Consider the following 19,773-nt stretch of genomic DNA (forward strand, 5'->3'; position numbering starts at 1 on the left):
GTCGATTTGGGGGCGTCGGGTGCTTGCCGTTTTCCGGTCTACCGGCATGATGTGATGATCTACTGCGGCGCGCACCCCATGGCCGTAATATATGCAGCCATAGACCACTTCCTGCAAAGTGACCCTCTACACCTTTTGGAGGTAACCCGATGGTCGAACCCGTCCTGCCTCGCTACCTCACCACCGCAGAGGTGGCCGACTATCTGCGGTTGAAGCCACGCAAGGTCTACGATCTGGTCCGCCAGGGGCAGATTCCCTGCACCCGTGCCACCGGCAAACTGCTGTTTCCACGTCATGCCATCGACCTGTGGCTGATGAACCACCTGGAGGGGGACCAGTCTTCCGCCACCGAGCCGCTGGAGGTGATGGCCGGCAGTCAGGATCCGTTGCTGGACTGGGCGATGCGCGAGAGTGGCTGTGGCCTGGCAAGCCTTTGCCTGGGCAGCGGTGATGGCATCCAGCGGCTGCTGGCGGGCAAGGCCATGGTGGTGGGGGCTCATCTGCTGGACGGGGCGGGGCGCTACAATGTGCCCTCGGAGCTTGGCCTCGGTGGCATGCGTGACCTGGTGGTGGTGCACTGGGCCAGACGTACCCAGGGGCTGATGCTGGCGCCGGGCAACCCGCTTGGCGTCGAAGGCCTGGGTGATCTGGCGAGGGCGGGGCTGCGTATCGGTCGGCGACCCGAGGGCGCCGGCGCCCACCGCTTGCTGGGTTGGCTGCTGGAGCGGCAGGGTATCGAGATTGAGCGGCTGGATATGGTGGAGCATCCGGCGACAAGCGAGGACGACCTGGCGCTTGCCGTTGCCCAGGGCAGGGCGGACGTTGGGCTTGGTGTGGAGGCCGCAGCAAGGCGCCAGGGGCTTCATTTCCTGCCCCTGCACCAGGAGTCCTTCGACCTGCTGTTGCGGCGACGCAGCTATTTCAGCGATGCCCTGCAGAGGCTGTTCGCCTTCGCCCGGGGTGAGCGTTTACGGGACCAGGCGGAAAGCCTCGGCGGCTACGAGGTGTCTCGGATCGGGACGATTCGCTTCAACGCCTGATGCGAGGTCGGTGATTCTTGGTGTTCCGCCTTTTCACGCGCGCAAGGGTGTCGCGTGAAAAGGCGGTCACCCTTCTTATTCTTCCCGCATCGCCCGTGCCAGCATGTCCACGATCGGTTTCGCCACATAGCTGGCGAAGCTTCTTTCGCTGGTGCGGATCATCACCTCTGCCGGCATGCCGGCCATCAGCCGCATATTCTCGGTCATGTCCTTCTCGCCGAGTTCGGTGACCTGGATGCGTACCTTGTAGTAGCGCTGGCGCGTCGCCTCGTCCTCGAAACTGTTGGCGCTGACGTGGACGACCTCACCGTCGATGACGTTGGACAGCCGCTGGTTGAAGGCGCTGAAGCGGATTTCCGCCGGTTGGCCAAGGTACAGATGGTCGACGTCGTGGTTGGCCACCTTGGCCTCGACGATAAAGCCGTCGCCAATGGGCACCAGGTCCATCAGCGGGTCGCCGCCGCGCACCACCGCGCCGAGGGTATGCACCTTGAGCCCGACCACGGTGCCCGCTACCGGGGCGGTGATCTCGGTGCGCTTCAAGGTATCGTTCAACGCCACCAGGCGTTCTTCAGCGTCGGCCACCTCGGCCTGCACCTGGCGCAGCGCCTCGCCGACCTGCTGCTGAAACTCCTGCAGGCGTATCTGCTTGTTCAGGGTGTTCTCGCTGATCTGGGCCCTGAGCCTGGCCACCTCGGAGACGTGACGAGCGTTGTCGCTCTGGTACTCCAGGCTCTCGCGCTCCATCTCGCGCATGCGCTGGCTGCTGATCAAGCCATCACGAAACAGCTTACGGTGGTTGGCGACATCGCCGTTGAGGGAGTCGATTCGCCGCTGGGTGATGACCTGGGTCTCCTCGAGGCCGGTGATCTGCTCCTCGAGCTGGAGGATCTGCTGGTCGAGCGCCGCCAGGGTGCCCTCCAGCGAGTCGCGGCGTACCTCGAACAGCCGTCGTTGAACCTCCAGCACCGCCTGTACCCGGGCGTTGTCCGAATCGATCAGGGCCTGGGGGAAGACCAGCGTTTCGGCGCCGGACTGTTCGGCCAGCAGGCGTACTTCGCTGGCGCGGGCGATCAGGTACTCGGTCTCGACGATACGACTCTGGGCCATCGCCTGGGTGTCATCCAGGGTGATCAACGGTGCTCCGGCCTCGACCTGGCTACCATCCTCGACGTGGATCTGCTCGACGATGCCACCCTCGAGATGCTGCACCGTCTTGGTGAAGCTCTCTACCGACACCGAGCCTGGAGCCACCACCGAGACCGCCAGGCTGGCCATTACCGACCAGCTGCCGAAGCCGCCGAAGGCGACCAGCAGGATGATCAGGCCCATGCGCCGATAGCGAGTGTCCTGCAGCGGCAGGTCGTCCTGGGAAGGGGAGGGGCTGTTCATGATGAGGTCTCCTCACCGCCGCTGCGGCGGTTGACGGGGGAGCGCCCCCGGGCGCTGGGGTGCAGGGTGGTGACGCCGGGCGAGCGCCGTCCAGCGGTGGCCACGGCGGCCGCCGGCGTATTGCGGCGGGGCGGCGTCAGCGAGGCGATTTGGCCGTCCTTGAGCACCAGGATACGATCGACGTTGCTCAGCAGGCGTTGGCGATGGGTGATCACCAGCGCGGTGGTGCCCTGCTGGCGCAGTTGGAGCAGGCACTCGGCCAGGGCGGCCTCACCGGCATCGTCCAGATTGGCGTCGGGTTCATCCAGCACGATCAGCGCGGGGTCGCCGTAGAGCGCTCGGGCCAGGCCGATACGCTGGCGCTGACCGGCGGACAGCGCGGTGCCGCCGTGATCCAGATAGGTGTCATAGCCTTCGGGCAGCTTCAGCACCAGTTCATGCACGCCGGCACGGCGGGCGGCACGCACGACCTGCTCGGGGTCGACTTCCTGGAAGCGGGCGATGTTCTCGGCCACGCTGCCGTCGAACAGCTCGATGTCCTGGGGCAGATAGCCGAGGTAGGGGCCCAGCGCGGTGCGATCCCACTTGTTGATATCGGCGCCATCCAGGCGCACACAGCCAAGCTGAGCCGGCCATAGCCCGAGCACCACCCGGGCAAGGCTCGACTTGCCCGAGGCGCTGGGGCCGACCACGGCCAGGTGTTCGCCCTTGGCAAGCTTCAGGTCGATGTTGGTCAGGGTCGGCAGGCGCACGCCGGGAGGCGCGGCGCTGACGCCTTCCAGGCTGAGCTGACCGCGGGGCCGGGGCAGCGGCATGGTCGGCGGATCGGCGGGCACCTCGTCGAGCAACGCCTCGAGTCGTCCCTTGGCCGTGCGTGCCCCGGAAAAGCCCTTCCAGCCGTTGATCATCTGGTCTATGGGGGCGAGGGCGCGGCCCATCAGGATCGAACCGGCGATCATCATGCCAGGGGTCAGCTCGCCCCTGAGCACCAGAAAGGCACCGATGCCCAGGATCAGCGACTGGAACATCAGCCGCAGCACCTTGGAGGTATTGGTCAGCAGGCCCGAGCGATCGCTGGCCTGGGATTGCAGCACCAGGTATTCACGATGGCGCGCCGCCCAGCGGCCCTGGATGCCGGGCAGCATGCCCATGGCGTGCAGCACCTCGGCGTTGCGCAGGTTGCTGTTGGCCAGGTCCTGGGACTGCACGTGGCGACCGTTGGCCTCGGTCAGCAGTTGCTTGGTCATACGCTCGTTGATGACCGCGATGGTGGCCAGGATCACGCCGGCGCCCAGGGCAAACAGCCCAAACCACGGATGAAAGAGTGCCAGCACCCCGATGTAGACCGGTACCCAGGGCGCATCGAAGAAGGCAAACAGGCCGTTGCCGGAGAGGAACTGACGCAGGCTGGTCAGGTCGTTGAGCGGTTGAGCGGAGGGCTTGCCGGGGCTCGACAGGGTGCGCTTGAACATGGCGCTGTAGAGCCGGGGACTGATCAACGCATCGAGGCGATTGCCGACCCGGACCAGGATGCGTGAGCGCATCAGCTCGAGCCCACCCATCACCAGAAACAGGAACACCACCACCAGCGTCAGCATCCACAGGGTTTCCTGGCTGCGGGTGGTCAGCACCCGGTCATACACCTGCAGCATATAGAGTGGCGGCACCAGCATCAGCAGGTTGATGAACAGGCTGAACAGGGCCACATAGCCAAAGCTGCGCCGGCAGAAGGCCAGCACCTTGCGCAGATCGTTGTGTTCCGCAGACATCTTCCCTCTCCCCCTGGACGTTACGTCATTTTTCTTGTTTGGCGAACATTGCGCCGTTTTTTTGAAAATCGGTTGGGCCATTTTCCTATGGATGGTGAATGTCGTGGGTCAACGCGGACGTCGAATGACTAAAGATGTTATGCGGATTTTTCTACCTTGCAACTACTTTGCAGGGGGTTTTACCTAGTTATTCTTTGGATTTTATTTCCCGGTTATTTGCGGGCTGTTTCTCTGATTTTTTAATAGTGGAAATCTGAATATATATCCGATGTTGGCATAATAAAAGTCTCATGTTGGAGTGTTGTTACGCTGGTTTTGGAGGTGTCTTGTTCTTGGTTTTAGGGTGGTGAGTATACTGCATGAAGAGAGGTTAATAATTTAATAAAACGATTGAAAACAACTAGATATAGTACCGTTGATGAGGGTTTTTCTACCGTTTATTCCGCATGGTTAGCGCTATCAAAAAAATCTTGATGTACCTCCGTCGGGTTATAGAATCAGAGAGAGCCATCTCTTTCTGGCTGCCGGTTCGTTTGTTGTCTCAGCGGAAGTTGGGGATTCGTCTGGGCGGACTGTAAAGCGGCGAGAGAGATCTTCGAAGAAAGTTGATGGGTTCTTGTTGGCAGTTGGTGGCAATCACTATCCAAAATAATCGTCAGGGGGCAGGCCATGTTTTCCATGTCATTTGTGAGCCGTGGGCAAAAGTCATTTCAAAAGCGTCTGGCAGATAAGGCGGAATTTCGGACAAAAGATTTCGAGATGCATGATCTGGTGGTCGCACCGCATCCTGGCCAATGGCGGGACGCGGTCGAAGCCGTGCGGATGACCTGGAAGGATGCCTCCGGCGCACAAAGCGTCTTCGAGCGTTTCGAGCGGCCCTTTGTGTTCGACCACCTGCCGACGCCGCAACCGGGCAAGCTGGCCATGGTGATCGATGCCCTCGACGGGCAAGGACAGGCTCTGGGCGGACTTCGTGCTGCCTTCGATGTGCTCATCGAGGACGCCGAGGCTGCCAGTGACGATGAAGTCGCAGGCCCGAGTGGCCAGGTGGAAGCGGGGCAGGACGGTGCAGGTCTGGAAGCATCGGAACAAGGGTCTGGTGATCAAGGTATCCCGGCAGATGCAGCGCCGGCGTCGGCACCAGGCGCGCCTGCTGCGTCCGATAGCGCAGCGCCTTTGGCAACCCCAGCATCAAGCTCGACAGCAACCCCAGCAGCGCTTTCTACCACCCCAGCCGCGGCGCTCTCTACCACCCCAGCCGCAGCGCTTTCAGCCACCCCTTCAGCCACCCCCTCAATAGTGGCCGCGGCCGCGCCGATCGGCTTTTCGCTACGTATCCAGGCCGAGGACGATGACGCCAGCGACGGCGCCTCGGCCAGTATTTCCGGCGATACCGGAATCGCAGTGGTCAGTGATCCGGCCAACCCTGACGCCGCCGATGCCGAGGGCAACGCCTACGTGGATTACGGCAACGGCGTGGCCGGTGGCGAGAGCCTGACCTTCACCTTCGAGGCGCCGGAGGCCGGTGAATACGATCTGGTGCTGCGCTACGCCATGGGCGACGGCAACCGTCCACTGCGACTGGACGTCAATGGCGAGTTGTTCGACCGCATGTTCGACCTGCCCTCCACCGGCGATGATTTCACCAACTTCGAGCTGACCCAGCCGGTGCGGGTGACCCTGGCCCAGGGCACCAACACCATTACGTTGACCTCCAACGGGGCCAGCGGGCCCAACATCGACTATCTGGAAATCACCGCTCCGGACCCCGATCGCTACGTGGTGCAAGGCGAGGACATGCTGCTGTCGCCCGCCGAGAACGTCAATGACGACGGTACCAACCGGGTGGCGACACTCGACAGCATCGCTGACTTCACCGACGGCCTGGAGACCTTCCGGGTCGGCGCCGAGGGCGCAGGCTACCTGGATTGGGCGTTCGGTAATGCCAATGCCACCGCTGACTTCACCCTGGACGTGGCCACCGCCGGCACCTACACGGTAAGCGTCACCTACGCGACCTCCAACCCCCGTCCGCTGGACCTGCTGCTGGTGGACGGCGCGACCACCACCACCCTGGGCACCTTTGCCTTCGCGACAACCACGGCGCCGGACTACTACCCCGACGACACCGAGGCCGATATCGCCCCGGATAACAGAACAGCCCAGAGCAGCCAGTGGGAAGGCTGGACCGTCGAGACCCTGGAGGTCGACCTGGCTGCCGGTTCCAATACCCTGCGTCTGGGCGGCGGCTATACCAATGGCCCCAATATCGACAAGATCGAACTGGCCCTGGTCAGCGCTGCGGTCACCAATCCAGTGATCGACCCGCTGGTGGTGCAGGCCGAGGACGCCGAGCTCGGCGCCGACAACGGTGCCGCCACCCTGGTGCGCGACGCCGAGAACCCCGAGAGCGGCGGCTTTGTCGGGCTGCGCCCGGACTACTCCGGCACCGGCTATGTGGACTTCGGCAGTGCACCCGGCGACAGCCTGACGTTCACCGTCAACGTGGCCGAAGCGGGTGACTACGACCTGAACTTCCGCTACGCCAGCAACGGGGCGCGCCCGCTGGATCTGTCGATCAACGGGGGAGACGCCTCGACCCAGGCCTTTGCCAGCACCGACCCCAACGCCGGCAATGTCGATCCCGAGGGATTCGATGTCTGGGGTTATCAGACCCTGACGGCGAGCCTGCAGGCCGGCGACAACACCATCACCCTGGCGATCCCGGCTGGCCGCAACAATGGACCCAACGTCGATCGTCTCGAGGTCACCACGGCGGGTACCGGTCCGGTCGGCGATGTCGAGGGCGACGAAGGCGACGACCTGTCGTTCAGCTCCGCTTCCGCCCTGATCAATGCCGACGCCGCTGCCTCGGCGGGTTTCAACGTGACGGGGCTGGATGATGACATCGTCTTCGTCGGCGTCAGCTTCGATGGCGGCGTCAACGTCGAGGAGGTCACCCCGGACGCCAACGGTGACTTCAGCCTCGACCTGTCCGGCCAGGCCGATGGGCCGCTGGCGGCCAGCCTGATCGCGATGGATGCCTTCGGCAACCGTGCGACTCGCGAGCTTTCGTTGACGCTGGATACCACCGCCGACGAGGGTGCTGACCTGGCGCTCAGCGGCCCGGTCGATCCGGTAGCCGCGGATGACAGCGACGCTGTCACCTTCAACCTGGCGGGGCTGGACACCGACGCCGATGTCGTCGAGGTAAGCTTCGACGGCGGCACCACCCGCACCCCGGTGGGTGTCGATGGCGGCAGCGTCCAGCTGGACCTGTCCGGCCAGGACGCCGGCACCCTGGACGTCACCCTTTACGTCACCGACGCCGCCGGCAACGAAGCCAGCACCAGCACCCAGGTCACCCTGGAAGCCGACGATGCCCCGCTGACGGTGGACTTCTCGGCGGGGGCGATCGCGTCCTACGGCGGTAATCAGGACAACCCGTCCCAGGGCACCGGCGCGGCGGTGGAAGACGCCGGCGCGACGCTCGCCCTGACCGACAACGTGTGGAAGCGGGTGGCCCTGGGCGAAAGCTACCAGATCACCGCCGACACCCGCCTGACGCTCGAACTCAGCGCCTCTGACACCCCGGTGTCGGAGATCATCGCGATCGGCTTTGACCTCGACGATAACCCCTTCAACGGTGGCAACAGCGCCTACCAGCTGGCCGGCACCCAGAGCCAGGGTGGTTTTGTCGACCTGCGTGGACAGGGCGTCGATGACGACGGTGATGGCGTCGTGAGCTTTACCATCGATCTGTCGGCCCACGCTGGCACCACCATCGATTCGCTGGTGTTCGTCAACGACGACGACCTGGGCGCCAAGGGCAGCGCGCGCTTCTCCAACGTGACCCTGAGCGAGGCCACCACCGGCGACGTCAATCAGGCGCCGCAGGTGGTCGGTGGTGGCGTCGCCGACCTTGCCCTCGATGAAGGTTCCACCCTCGAGGTCGACCTGGCCTTCGAAGACCCCGACGGCGACGATCTGAGCTACCGTTTCGAGGTGGCCGACGCCGATGGTGCGCCTGTCGACGCCGCTGGCCTTGCCATCGACGGCAGCGTACTGGGCGGCAGCCTGGATGGGCTGGAACCTGGTAACTATACCGTTACCTTGTTTGCCGATGACGGTCAGATCGAGACCTCCGACAGCTTTGTGCTGACCATCGACAACGTCAACGACGCCCCGGTGGCGGAACCGGCGGCGCTGGAGCCGTTCTTCGGTGAAGTCGGCGAGGCCTTCGGTCAGGTGGCGATCGCCGACTTCGCGCCGCTGTTCTCCGACCCCGACGGTGACGACCTGACCCTGACGGTCGAAGACTTGCCGGCAGGACTCGAGGTGGTTAATGGCGTGATCCAGGGCACGCCCTCCCAGGGCGGCAATTTCAGCGTGACCCTGCGCGCCACCGATCCCGGCGGTCTGTCCGCGACCCAGGTGCTGGAGTTCCAGATCGAGGGCACCGATATCGGTGACGTCGTGACCATCGAGGCCGAGGCCTTTACCGACCTGGACGCCGACAACGTCATCGCCACCGGTAACGCCAGCGCCTCGGGCAACGAGCTGATCCGCGTGACCAGCAACGCGCCCGCCACCGTGGGCACCGAGCTTGCCGCCGCAGGCGTCGAGCCGGGCTGGTATCGCGTTACCCTGTACGTCTTCGACGAGACCGACGGTGAGGGTGAACTGACCCTGTCCATCGACGGCAATGCCCTCGAGGCGCGCAATCTGTCGAGCGACAGCCTGACCTCCGACGTCGTATTGAGCGACGACTTCGGCACCCTGGTGGGTAGTGGTGGCCGGGGCAACGCCGGTCAGAGCGGCAACCGCAAGGAGATCGTGTTCGAGACGCCGGTGGAGATTACCGCCGATTCGCTGCTGTCGCTGGAGCTTAGAGGCGAGGGCGGCGAGCTGATGCGCATCGACTCGCTGGATCTCCTGCGCATCGAGGAGCCGGTCAACAACGCCCCGACGATTGACGGACTCGACGACAGCGTCAGTGTCGACGAAAACACCAGTGCCGTGGCGACCCTGACACTGGACGACCTGGACGGTGACGCCCTGACGGTGACCCTTGAGGGCGACGATGCCGCGCTGTTCAGCTTCGACGCCAATACCGGCGTATTGAGCTTCGTCAATGCCCCGGACGCCGAGCTCGCCGCCGACGCCAACGAAGACGGCGTCTATGAGCTGACGGTCATCGTCAGCGACGGCGAAGACAGCGTGTCCCAGGCGACCCTGGTCATGGTCAACGATGTCAACGAGAGTCTCTCGATCGGTGCAACCGCACTTGCCATCGACGAGAACCTGACCGAGATCGGGTCCATCGCGGTGCTCGATGAGGACGGTCAGCCGGCCACCCTGACGGCGCCGGTGTTTACCATCACCGGTGGTGTCGACGCGCCGCTGTTCACCATCGACCCTGATACCGGAGCGCTGGCCTTCACCTCGGCGCGTGACTTCGAGCTGGCGGCGGACGCCAACGAAGACAACGTCTACGAGGTCGAGGTCAGCGTCAGCGACGGTGATCTTTCCACCACCGAGCTGGTGTCGGTCACCGTCAACGACGTCGACGAGGCGCCTTTCTCGCCCTTGAGCCTGCAGGCCGAGGACGGTGTGGTCGAGAGCTTCGATACCGACCCCAACAACACCGACACCCAGGTCCGCGACCCGGACAACCCCGAGGCGAACCAGCCCACCGGACTGCGTCCGGGCTTCAGTGGCACTGGCTATCTGGACTTCGGTGACACCCCGGGAGACAACGTCAGCTGGCAGATCGACGTGGCCCAGGCCGGCCAGTACGACATCAGCGTGCGCTACGCCACCAATACCGATCGTCCGCTGGACCTGGTGATCAACGGCGGTGATCCGCTCGCCCTGGCCATGGTCAGCACCGATCCGGACGGCACCGGCCCCGAGGAAGGCTTCGACCACTGGCAGTTCGAAACCGTCACCGTGACCCTGGAGGCGGGCAGCAACACCATCGCCCTGGCGATCCCGGCGGGTGCCAATACCGGTCCCAACATCGATCGCATCGAGGTGACCGAGGGCGGCAGCGGCCCGATTGCGGAGGACGTCAGCGCCGACGAGGACGGCGATCTCGCCATCGTCGCCGACGACGATACCCTCGACGCCAGCCAGCTGGCGGCGGCGGTGTTCAATGTCTCGGGCGTCGATGACGACGTCACCACCGTCGAGGTGTCCTTCGACGGTGGCGCGACCCGCACCGAGGTGACGCCGGATGCCTCGGGCAACATTACCCTGGACCTGAGCGGCCAGCTCGACGACCAGAGCGGTGATCTCACCGTCACGCTGTTTGTCACCGACGCCGCCGGCAACGAGGCCAGCGCCACCGAAGTGGTCAGCTTCGAGGACGACGTGGTGGTGGCGCCGATCACCCTGCAGGGAGAGGACGCCGACATCGTCGACGTGGGCGGTACCGCCCAGGGCGAGGTTACCCGGCCGGTGGATGCGGACAATCCCGACGACTTCGGCAATCATCGTCCCGGCGCGGTGGGTGATGCCTACCTGGACTTCGGCTCCAACCCCGGCGACCAGATCACCTTCAACGTCAACGCGGTGGAGGCCGGCAGCTACACCGCCACCGTGCGTTATGCCAACGGAGGTGATGCCCCGCGGCCGCTGGATCTGACCGTCAACGGCGATGATCAGGGTCAGCTTGGCTTCCCCAACGCCACCGGCGCGGACGCCTGGAACGAGTGGCAGACCCTGGAAGTCGAGGTGGATCTCGTCGAGGGCGCCAACACCTTCACCCTGACCATGCCCGCGGGCGCCACCGGCGGTCCCAACATCGATCAGGTGGTGTTCGACTTCAACGAGGCCGACGTCGGCACCCCGGCGTTCAACTTCGCCATCGAGGGTGAGGCGCTGACCATCGTCGACGCCGACGGCGACACCCAGGTGCGCGACGCCGACAATCCGGAAACCAACACCGCAGCTGGCCCCGACGGTCTGTGGAATGGCTTCTCCGGTAGCGGTTACCTGGACATGGGCGCCGACGCCGGTGACGCCGCCGAGTTCCAGGTGAGCGTCGATGAGGCCGGTACCTACACCCTGGAGGTGCGTTATACCAACGCCGGCTCGAACGGCGCCGATCGTCCCATGGATATCCTGGTGGACGGCCAGAGCCAGGGCAGTCTGGCCTTTGCCTCCACCGGTACCGACGCGGCCGGCTGGGAGAACTGGACCACCACCACCATCGAGGTGGAGCTCGAGGCTGGCGACAACACCATTCGTCTGGCCAATATCGGCAACGCTGGCCCCAACATCGACAGCCTGACGGTGAGTCGTGACGGGGTGGCACCGGATCGTCCGGTGGAGCCGGGCGATCGCTTCTCGGTCAAGATCAACTTCCAGCCCGAGGGCACCGCGGTGCCGGATGGCTACATCGCCGACAACGGCAAGGCCTTTGGCACCCAGTCGGTCACCGTCGACGGCCAGACCTACCAGTACGGCTGGGTCACCGAGGAGTCAATCTACGATGGCGATCCCGGCACCGAGCCGCTGGACATCAGTTCGCTGACCAGCGTGGCGGTCAATGATCGCACCGATGACATCGCCGGCCTCGACCCGCGTCAGGGTACCTACGCCCACTTCGACCAGCCGGGACCCAACTATGTGCGGGCCGGCTGGGAGATCGAGCTGGAAGACGGCTTCTACGAGGTCACCATCTCCATCGGTGATACCAGTGGGCCCTACGACAGCAACAACGTGCTCAACGCCGAGGGCGAGCTGTTCAACGACCCCTTCACCCCGTTCCGCCCGGATGACTTCCCGGCCGACACCAACCCGTCCAACGACACCGACGGCGTGCGCTCTGACCTGGTCACCCGCATCGTCCAGGTCACCGACGGTCGTCTGACCCTGGATTCGATGGGGCTCAACAACGAGAACACCGAGATCCAGTACATCGAGATTCAGGCCCTGCCGGACCTGACCCCTGGGGACGATCGCGACGCCGCCGAAGACTACGCCTTCTTCACCGACGCCCGGGCGATCGCCGGGGTCGGCCAGAACGAGGTTGAGGTGGATCTCGATCCGGATGACGGTGCCATTCCCACCGGGGTCGATCCGACCTCCGACATCTTTGTCGGCATCTCGGTGGTGGACGGACGTGGTGGAGCCCTGCTCGAAAGCCTCGGCGACGGCTCGATTCGGTTGTTCGAGACCGTTACCGGTCAGGAAGTCAGCTTCAACGCCAACACCACCGGCGGCTTCGATTCGCTGACCATCTCGCCGAGCCAGACCCTCAAGCCGTTCACCAGCTACACCCTGGTGATCGACGGCTTCCAGGACCGTGGCCCCAACGACGATGCGAGCGCGCCGACCCGCGAGTTCCAGAAGTACACCAACACCTTCGTCACCGGCGCCGAGCCGGAGGTGGTCGCGCGCGACGTGGCCTTCAACGACGTGGTGGAACTCAACGGCGCCGCCGACGGAGCCTTCGGCTTCACCTCGCTGGAGATGAGCCCGGATGGCGCTTACATGTACATCGCCACCATCAGCGGTGAACTGTTGCGCTACGACGTCGACCCGATCGACGGTTCGCTGTCCAATCGCCAGGATCTGAGTCTGCCCAACGACTATTTCGACCAGCCGGGACAGAGTCAGCAGCGCGGCATCATCGGTCTGGTGGTGGACCCCACCGATCCCAATGTGCTGTGGATCACCGACAACTATCCGATCCCGCTGACCGGACGTGACAACGGTGTGCCGGACTTCAGCGGACGGATCACCAAGATCACCCTGGATGATGGACCCGGCTTCTCCGGTACCGCCGAGGCCTATATCACCGGCTTGCCGCGCTCCAACGGCGACCACGTGACCAACAGCCTCGAGTTCCGCGAGAACCCGGACTACGACCCGGACACCAACCCGGACGTGCCGAGCCACCTGCTGTATCTGATCCAGGGCTCGAACACCGCCATGGGCGAGCCGGACAGCGCCTGGGGCAACCGTCCCGAGCGTCTTCTGAACGCCGCAGTGCTGGAAATCGATCCGACCCGTGACGTGTCCAATGGCCCCTTCGACGTCAGCACCGAACCGTTGCCCGACGATGGCCTGAACCGGCGCTTCGATGACCCCGACGGTCATCCCAAGGATGATCCCATCCCCATGGGCAACGGCGAGTTCCTGGTGTTCGACGATCGCGGCGTAGCCACGGTCCAGGACGCCAGCGGCAACGTGCTGGAGACCTACTACGATCCCTACGCCCCCGACGCGGTGTTGACGATCTTCGCCACCGGGGCGCGTAACGCCTACGACCTGGTGTGGCACTCCAACGGCTTCCTCTACGTGCCGACCAACGGCTCGGCGGCCGGTGGCAACGTGCCGGATGATCCCTCCACGCCGGAGAACGAGCGCTACACCGGTGTCGAGAAGCAGGATGACTACCTGTTCCGTATCGAAGAGGGCGGCTACTACGGCCACCCGAACCCGCTGCGTGACGAGTACATTCTGAATGGCGGCAATCCCACCGGTGCCAACGACCCCAACCAGGTCGACAAGTACCCGACGGGCACCATTCCCGAGGGCACCTACGACATCGCCGGGGTCTATTCGCTGGGCGAGAACCGCTCGCCCAACGGGGCGGTGGAATACACCAGCGGCGTGTTCGGCGGCAACCTCCAGGGCAACGTGCTGTTCACCGAGTACTCCGGCGGTGACGACGTGCGCTCCATCACCCTGGACGCCAACGGCAACGTCATCGGCGACGATGTGCTGCGTGATCCCGACGGCAACGTCATCACCTACGTCGACCCGCTGGACATCATCGAGAACCCGGCTACCGGCCAGCTCTACCTGCTGACCCTCAACCGCGGCAACGGCCAGAGCCAGATCATTCGCCTCGACCCGGCCCCGGGTGGCACCACCGGTCCCGTCGATCCGGATCCCGATCCCGTCGATGATCTGGTCATGGTGCTGGCCATCCAGGCCGAGGACATGACCCCGGATGACGGCACCTCGGTGGTCGTGGCCTCCGGTGCTGGCGCCGAGATCGAGATCCGAGACATCAACAATCCCGAGCCGAACCAGGCAGATCTGCCCAACGGCCTGCGCCCCGGCGCCTTCGGGGTCGATGGCAATGACGTCGACGATGACGGTGTGCCCGGCGGTTACGCCGACTTCGGTAGCACCAATGAGGACTTCATCACCTTCAGCTTCGAGCTGGACCCCGATCAGGCCGGCGACTCGGTGCTAAGGGTGCGCTACGCCAACGGCGGCAATGCCGATCGTCCTCTGGAGGTATTCGTCAACAACGTCTCGGTGGGCGTCGTATCCTTCCCGCCGCCCCAGGACCCGGCACTTGATGACGCGGACTCGCGCTGGGCCGAGTGGCTTACGGTGGATATCGATGCCGATCTGGCAGCCGGTCTCAACACGGTGCGCTTCCAGGCCACCGACAACACCGGGCCCAACATCGACCAGCTGGCGATCCTCCAGGAAGAGGATGCAACGCCCGGCTTCACCCTCTACGAGGCCGAGGACGCCGCGCTCGGCGGGGCGGTAATCGTCCCCGAGAGCCAGGACGACCGCAACGCCTCCGGTGATGGCTTCGTCGACTTTGCCGGTGCCGGGGACCAGACCATCACCTGGACGGTGAACGTGGACGAGGCGGGCAGCTACGAGATCGGCTTCCGCTACGCGCTGGCCGCGAGCAAGGCCGACCGTCCGCTGGGCCTGACCATCAACGGCAATGACCTGGGTCAGCTCAATTTCGTCGGCCAGAGCAACGACGACGAGACCGACTGGTTCTTCCAGGACGTGCTGGTCAACCTGGAAGCCGGCAGCAACACCATCGTGCTGACCGCGCCGAATGCCGTGGGCCCCAACATCGACCTGCTGCGGGTGCCGGACGACAGTGGTGACATCTTCATCCCGGTCTACGCCGATGTCTCCGATGGTGGCCGCATCGAGCTCGAGGATGGCAACAGTGCGCGTACCGTCAATGAGCTGACCGCCGACTTCTACTTCACGGTGGACAGCGACGGTCTCTATCGTCTGGACCTGGCGGCCAACGCCGGTGCCGATGACGGTGGCTCGCTGGCGCTGACCCTCAATGGGCAGACCATCGATAGCCTGGCCTATCCCGGGGTGGGTGACGCCGGCGAGCAGGGCATCTACGTCGAGCTTCAGGCCGGCGTCGAGTACAACCTGCGCGCGGTATCCAGCGCCGATGGTGCCGATGACCTCGACTACCTCGACGTGTCGCCGCTGACCGGTAACGACAACGCCGATATCGAGGTGCAGAGCGGCGATGCTGCCTACTTCGCCAACCGCCTGCACTTCAGCTACCTGGAGAACAACAGCGCCTCGAACGATGATCGCGAGTTCAAGGACAGCGCCACGGTGACGATCTCCAATAGCGGCAGCGAGCCGCTGGAGATTCTCGAGTCCGATATCGACGGGCCCTTCGTGCTGGCCGATCCGGGCGCGTTCGACGGTCTGACCCTCGCTGCCGGTGAGTCGCTCACGGTCACGGTACTGTTCGACCGGGACGCCTATACGGCGCCGACCACCGACGCCGGGGATGGCGTGTTCGAGGGTCGCATTCGACTGGTGACCAATGACCAGGACTCGCCGGTGGCCGAGATCCACATGGCCGGCTTCTGGCAGGCTCGTGACGAGGGTGGCTGGGAACCCAACGTCAACGAGGTCTGGGAGGTGTTCGGCTTCGGCAACCAGATCGATGGTCTGGCGACCACCGGTGGCGGCCAGAACTCGGTGCTCAACGACTTCGACCTGTATCGGCCGGTCAACGACGACGAAGTGCTGTCGCGCTACTGGTCGCTGGCCGACGGCGTAAGCGAGGCCAAGATCACCCAGATCGCCGCCTACCACGGTGGTGGCGGGGCGACGCTGGGTATCCATGCGCCGGGCAACAAGAACCAGGACATCATCTTTACCAACCACCAGGGAGACAACAACCAGACGCTGTTGCCGCTGGTCAACAACGGTGACTTTGCCACCGCGACGTTCAGCCGGGATACCATCCCCGATGGCTGGGCCGGCGAAGAGGTCTTCGGCATCGAGATGGCCGGCCTTTCCACCGATCCGTCGCTCAACCCCCAGGGTGGAGGCACGCCGCCGGCGGACGCCGACGGCATCGAGCGGGGCTACACGGTGCGCATGTTCCGGGCGCTGGACGCCGACGGCAACGTGATCCCCAATACCTACCTGGGGATCATGGACTACACCGGCATCAACTATGACTACAACGACAACATGTTCGTGATCGAAGGGGTCAAGCCGGTGTCCGGTGGCTCGCTGACCGTGACCAACAACGACGGCGTGCCTTCCGACGAGCGCCTGGTGATGTCGCGCATCGAGAACCCGGTCAATGATGCCCAGGAGGTCCACGACGAGGTCACCATCACCCTGTCCAACGACGGCTTCGATGCCCTGACCATCGACGATGTCGAGGTCAGCGATACCTCGCTGTTCGAGCTGACCGAGGCGTTCAGTGCGGTGACTCTGGCGCCGGGCGAGTCGGTGGAGGTGACGGTGCGCTTTATCGCCGATGACCCCAACGACGGTTCGCTCTACGAGGCCAGCCTGATCATCAGCTCAAGCGACGCCGATGAGGCCGAGAAGGTGATCGAACTGGCCGGCATCAGCCAGAACCAGTCCGAGAGCGGCCAGGAGCCGACGGTGCAGGAGATCGTCAACGCCTTCGGCTACTCCACCGACGTGGCCCAGGGACAGATGAACCAGGGCGGCCTGGTGGAGGCCAACGGCGACGAGGTCCTGGCGCCGTACTTCCAGCGCGCCGACGGGGCCTCGCCGATTACCATCACCCAGCTGGCGGCCTACCATGGCCAGGGTGACATCGCCCGGCTGTTCATCCACGACGTCGACAGCCGCGACATCGACGAGATCATCGCCCATGACGAGGCCGACGGTCAGACCCTGCTGCCGCGTACCCTGAACGACGGCGACAACCTGGCGGTGGCGACCCTGGATCGTGACGATCCCTTCGGCTTCTATGCCGAGATCTCCGATCGTCCGGGATACATCTCCTGGTCCGATCCCGATGCCAACCTCTACGAGGACACCATCGATGCCATCGGTATCCCGGGGGCCAATCTCAACTGGGACGAGAACGACGGTCACCTGATCCGGGTGTACGTGGCCAAGGACGCCGACGGCAACGTGATCCCGAACACCTATATCGTCATCCAGGACTACGCGGGGGTGAACTACGACTACAACGACAATATCTTCCTTGTCGAGAACGTCACCACCTATGATCCGACCGGCGCCGAGGACGCCGACGGCAACGGCCGCGTGGACCTCTACGACGACGATGACGGCGACGGTACGCCGAACTTCCTCGACGATCCGACGCCGGTGGAACAGACCGCCTTCAATGACGACCAGAGCGCCTGGGCCGTCGGAGCAGACGGCCTGACCCTGGAGGCGAGGTTCTTCGACAACGGGGGTCAGGGAGTGGCCTACAACGACACCACCGACGCGCACCAGGGCGATGGCTTCCGCTCCGACGAGGCGGTGGACATCTCCAACGGTAGCCTGGCCATCGGCTATGTGGCCGACGGCGAGTGGCTGGAGTACACCCTGAACGTGGAGACAGCGGGCACCTATACGCTGAACTTCTCCACCTCGGCGGTCTCAGGTGGCAAGTCGATCACCGCGGCCTTCGAGCAGGATGGCAGCTTCTACACCGATGCCCAAACGCAGGCGTTGCCCAACACCGGCAGCTTCACCAGCTTCACCGAGGTGGGTCCCCTGACCTTCGATCTGGAAGAGGGTGAGCAGGTGCTCAGGCTGACGTTCAACGGTGGCCAGCTCGATCTGGCATCGTTCAGCCTGGATCTGGTCGAACCGGTGGACGACGGTCAGGACCCGTTCAACGACACCCAGACCCCGTGGCTGGTGGACGCCGACGGTCTGACCCTGGAGGCGCGGTTATTCGATAGCGGCGGTCAGGGGGTGTCGTACAATGACTCCACCGCGGCGCATCAGGGCAATGGCTTCCGCTCGGACGAGGCGGTGGACATCTCCACGCCGTCACTGGCCATCGGCTACATCACCGAAGGCGAGTGGGTCGAGTACACCATCAACGTGGCCGAAGACGGGCTCTATGATCTTGGTTTCCTGACCTCGATGGACACCAATTTCCCCGGGCCCCGCACCATCACCGCAAGCTTTGCCAAGGGCGGCGACAGCCCCTACGTGAGCGCCTCGCCGGTGGCGGTGAACGACACCGGTAGCTGGAGCAACTTCGTGCCGACCGAGACCACCCAGGTGGCGCTGGAGGCGGGCGAACAGGTAGTGCGCCTGACCTTCAACGGCGGCTCCATGGATCTGGCGAGCTTTACCCTGGCGCCGGTGGGAGCGGTGGACGATGGCCAGCAGGCGTTCACCGACGATGGCCAGCCCTGGCAGGTGGGCAGCGAGTTCAGCCTCGATGCGGTGAACTATGACGAGGGCGGACAGGACGTCGCCTACAACGACACCAGCGAGGCGCAGCTCGGCAGCAACGTGCGCGGCGAGGGGGTGGATCTGTCCAACGGCGGCAGCGCCATCGGCTGGATCGAGGATGGCGAATGGGTGGAGTACACCCTGAACATCGAGCAGGCGGGGACCTACGACATGGCCTTCCTGGCCTCGCTGGGTACCACCGGTGGTGGGCAGCGCTCGATTACCGCCAGCTTCACCAAGGACGACGGCACGCCCTACGCCACCGCCACGCCGGTGGGGGTCGAGCCCACCGGTGGCTGGACCAACTATGTCGAGACCGAAAGCACCCAGGTGACGCTGGAGGCCGGCGAGCAGGTGCTGCGCCTGACCTTCAACGGCGGGTCCATGGACCTTGAGGGCTTCTCGCTGTCACGGGATGGCCAGCAGGCGTTCAACGCCGGTGGTACCCCCTGGCTGGTGGACGCCGACGATGGCCTTGCGCTGGATGCGGTGCAGTTCGACGAGGGCGAGCAGGGCGAGGCCTTCAACGAGCTGAGCGCGGCGCAGTTCGGCAGCGACTTCCGCGATACTCCGGTGGATATCGTCGGCCAGGGTGAGGCCGTGGGCTGGATCGAGGATGGCGAGTGGCTCGAGTACACCATCAACGTCGAACAGGCCGGTAGCCATACCCTATCCTTCGTCACTTCTGGCCCCAATGGCGGACGCAGTATCACCGCCTCGGTGGAGCAGAACGGCAGTGTCTACGAGCAGGGCAGCGTCGACACACCGGTGACCAGCGACTGGGGCGTGTTCGTCGACACGGCGTCGATGACCCTGGATCTGGAGGCAGGCGTGCAGGTGCTGCGACTGACCTTCAACGGCGGTTCCCAGGACATCGCGTCCTTCGAACTGACCCGTGATCCGGACGTGGCGGCTGCAAACGCGGCCAGCGCCAGTCTGCTGCTGGCGGACGATCCGCTCGCCAGCCAGGCCGACGATGGTATCGACAGCCAGCCGATGAGTGACGATGTCGGGGTCCAGGGCGTTCAGCAGGACGACGCCGGCTTCTGAGGCTGAGGCTTGGAGAACAAGCCAAGGCTGAACAGAAAAACGAGGGAGGAAGCCATGTCAGG

5 protein-coding genes are annotated in these 19,773 nt (G+C 64.5%); 2 read left to right on the plus strand and 3 right to left on the minus strand.

Going from position 1 to position 19,773, the window contains the following annotated elements; all coding sequences use genetic code 11:
* The first annotated feature begins 149 nt into the window (after positions 1–149).
* Positions 150–1,040, plus strand: coding sequence for a helix-turn-helix transcriptional regulator (locus tag NKF27_RS08540; RefSeq protein WP_253556069.1), 891 nt, complete (start codon positions 150–152; stop codon positions 1,038–1,040).
* Between the two features lie 75 nt (positions 1,041–1,115).
* Here NKF27_RS08540 and NKF27_RS08545 read toward each other — a convergent pair whose 3' ends face one another.
* From NKF27_RS08545 to NKF27_RS08555, 3 genes are all read right to left on the minus strand, one after another.
* Positions 1,116–2,432, minus strand: coding sequence for an HlyD family type I secretion periplasmic adaptor subunit (locus NKF27_RS08545; RefSeq protein ID WP_253556070.1), 1,317 nt, complete (start codon positions 2,430–2,432; stop codon positions 1,116–1,118).
* Entirely contained in the window at positions 2,429–4,201 is a 1,773-nt protein-coding gene (locus tag NKF27_RS08550) for a type I secretion system permease/ATPase (RefSeq protein ID WP_108447747.1), read from the minus strand. Before NKF27_RS08550 ends, NKF27_RS08545 begins: the two co-directional genes overlap by 4 nt.
* Positions 4,202–4,906: 705 nt before the next feature.
* The gene (locus NKF27_RS08555) at positions 4,907–5,308 is read right to left on the minus strand and encodes a hypothetical protein (protein ID WP_253556071.1); all 402 of its coding nucleotides are present in this window, start codon (positions 5,306–5,308) and stop codon (positions 4,907–4,909) included.
* A gap of 192 nt (positions 5,309–5,500) precedes the next feature.
* Here NKF27_RS08555 and NKF27_RS08560 point away from each other — a divergent pair, with 192 nt between their 5' ends.
* Positions 5,501–19,711, plus strand: coding sequence for a carbohydrate-binding protein (locus NKF27_RS08560; RefSeq protein WP_253556072.1), 14,211 nt, complete (start codon positions 5,501–5,503; stop codon positions 19,709–19,711).
* Positions 19,712–19,773 lie beyond the last annotated feature (62 nt).

The sequence above is a fragment of the Halomonas sp. DN3 genome, from assembly GCF_024137905.1.
Taxonomy (GTDB): domain Bacteria; phylum Pseudomonadota; class Gammaproteobacteria; order Pseudomonadales; family Halomonadaceae; genus Halomonas; species Halomonas litopenaei.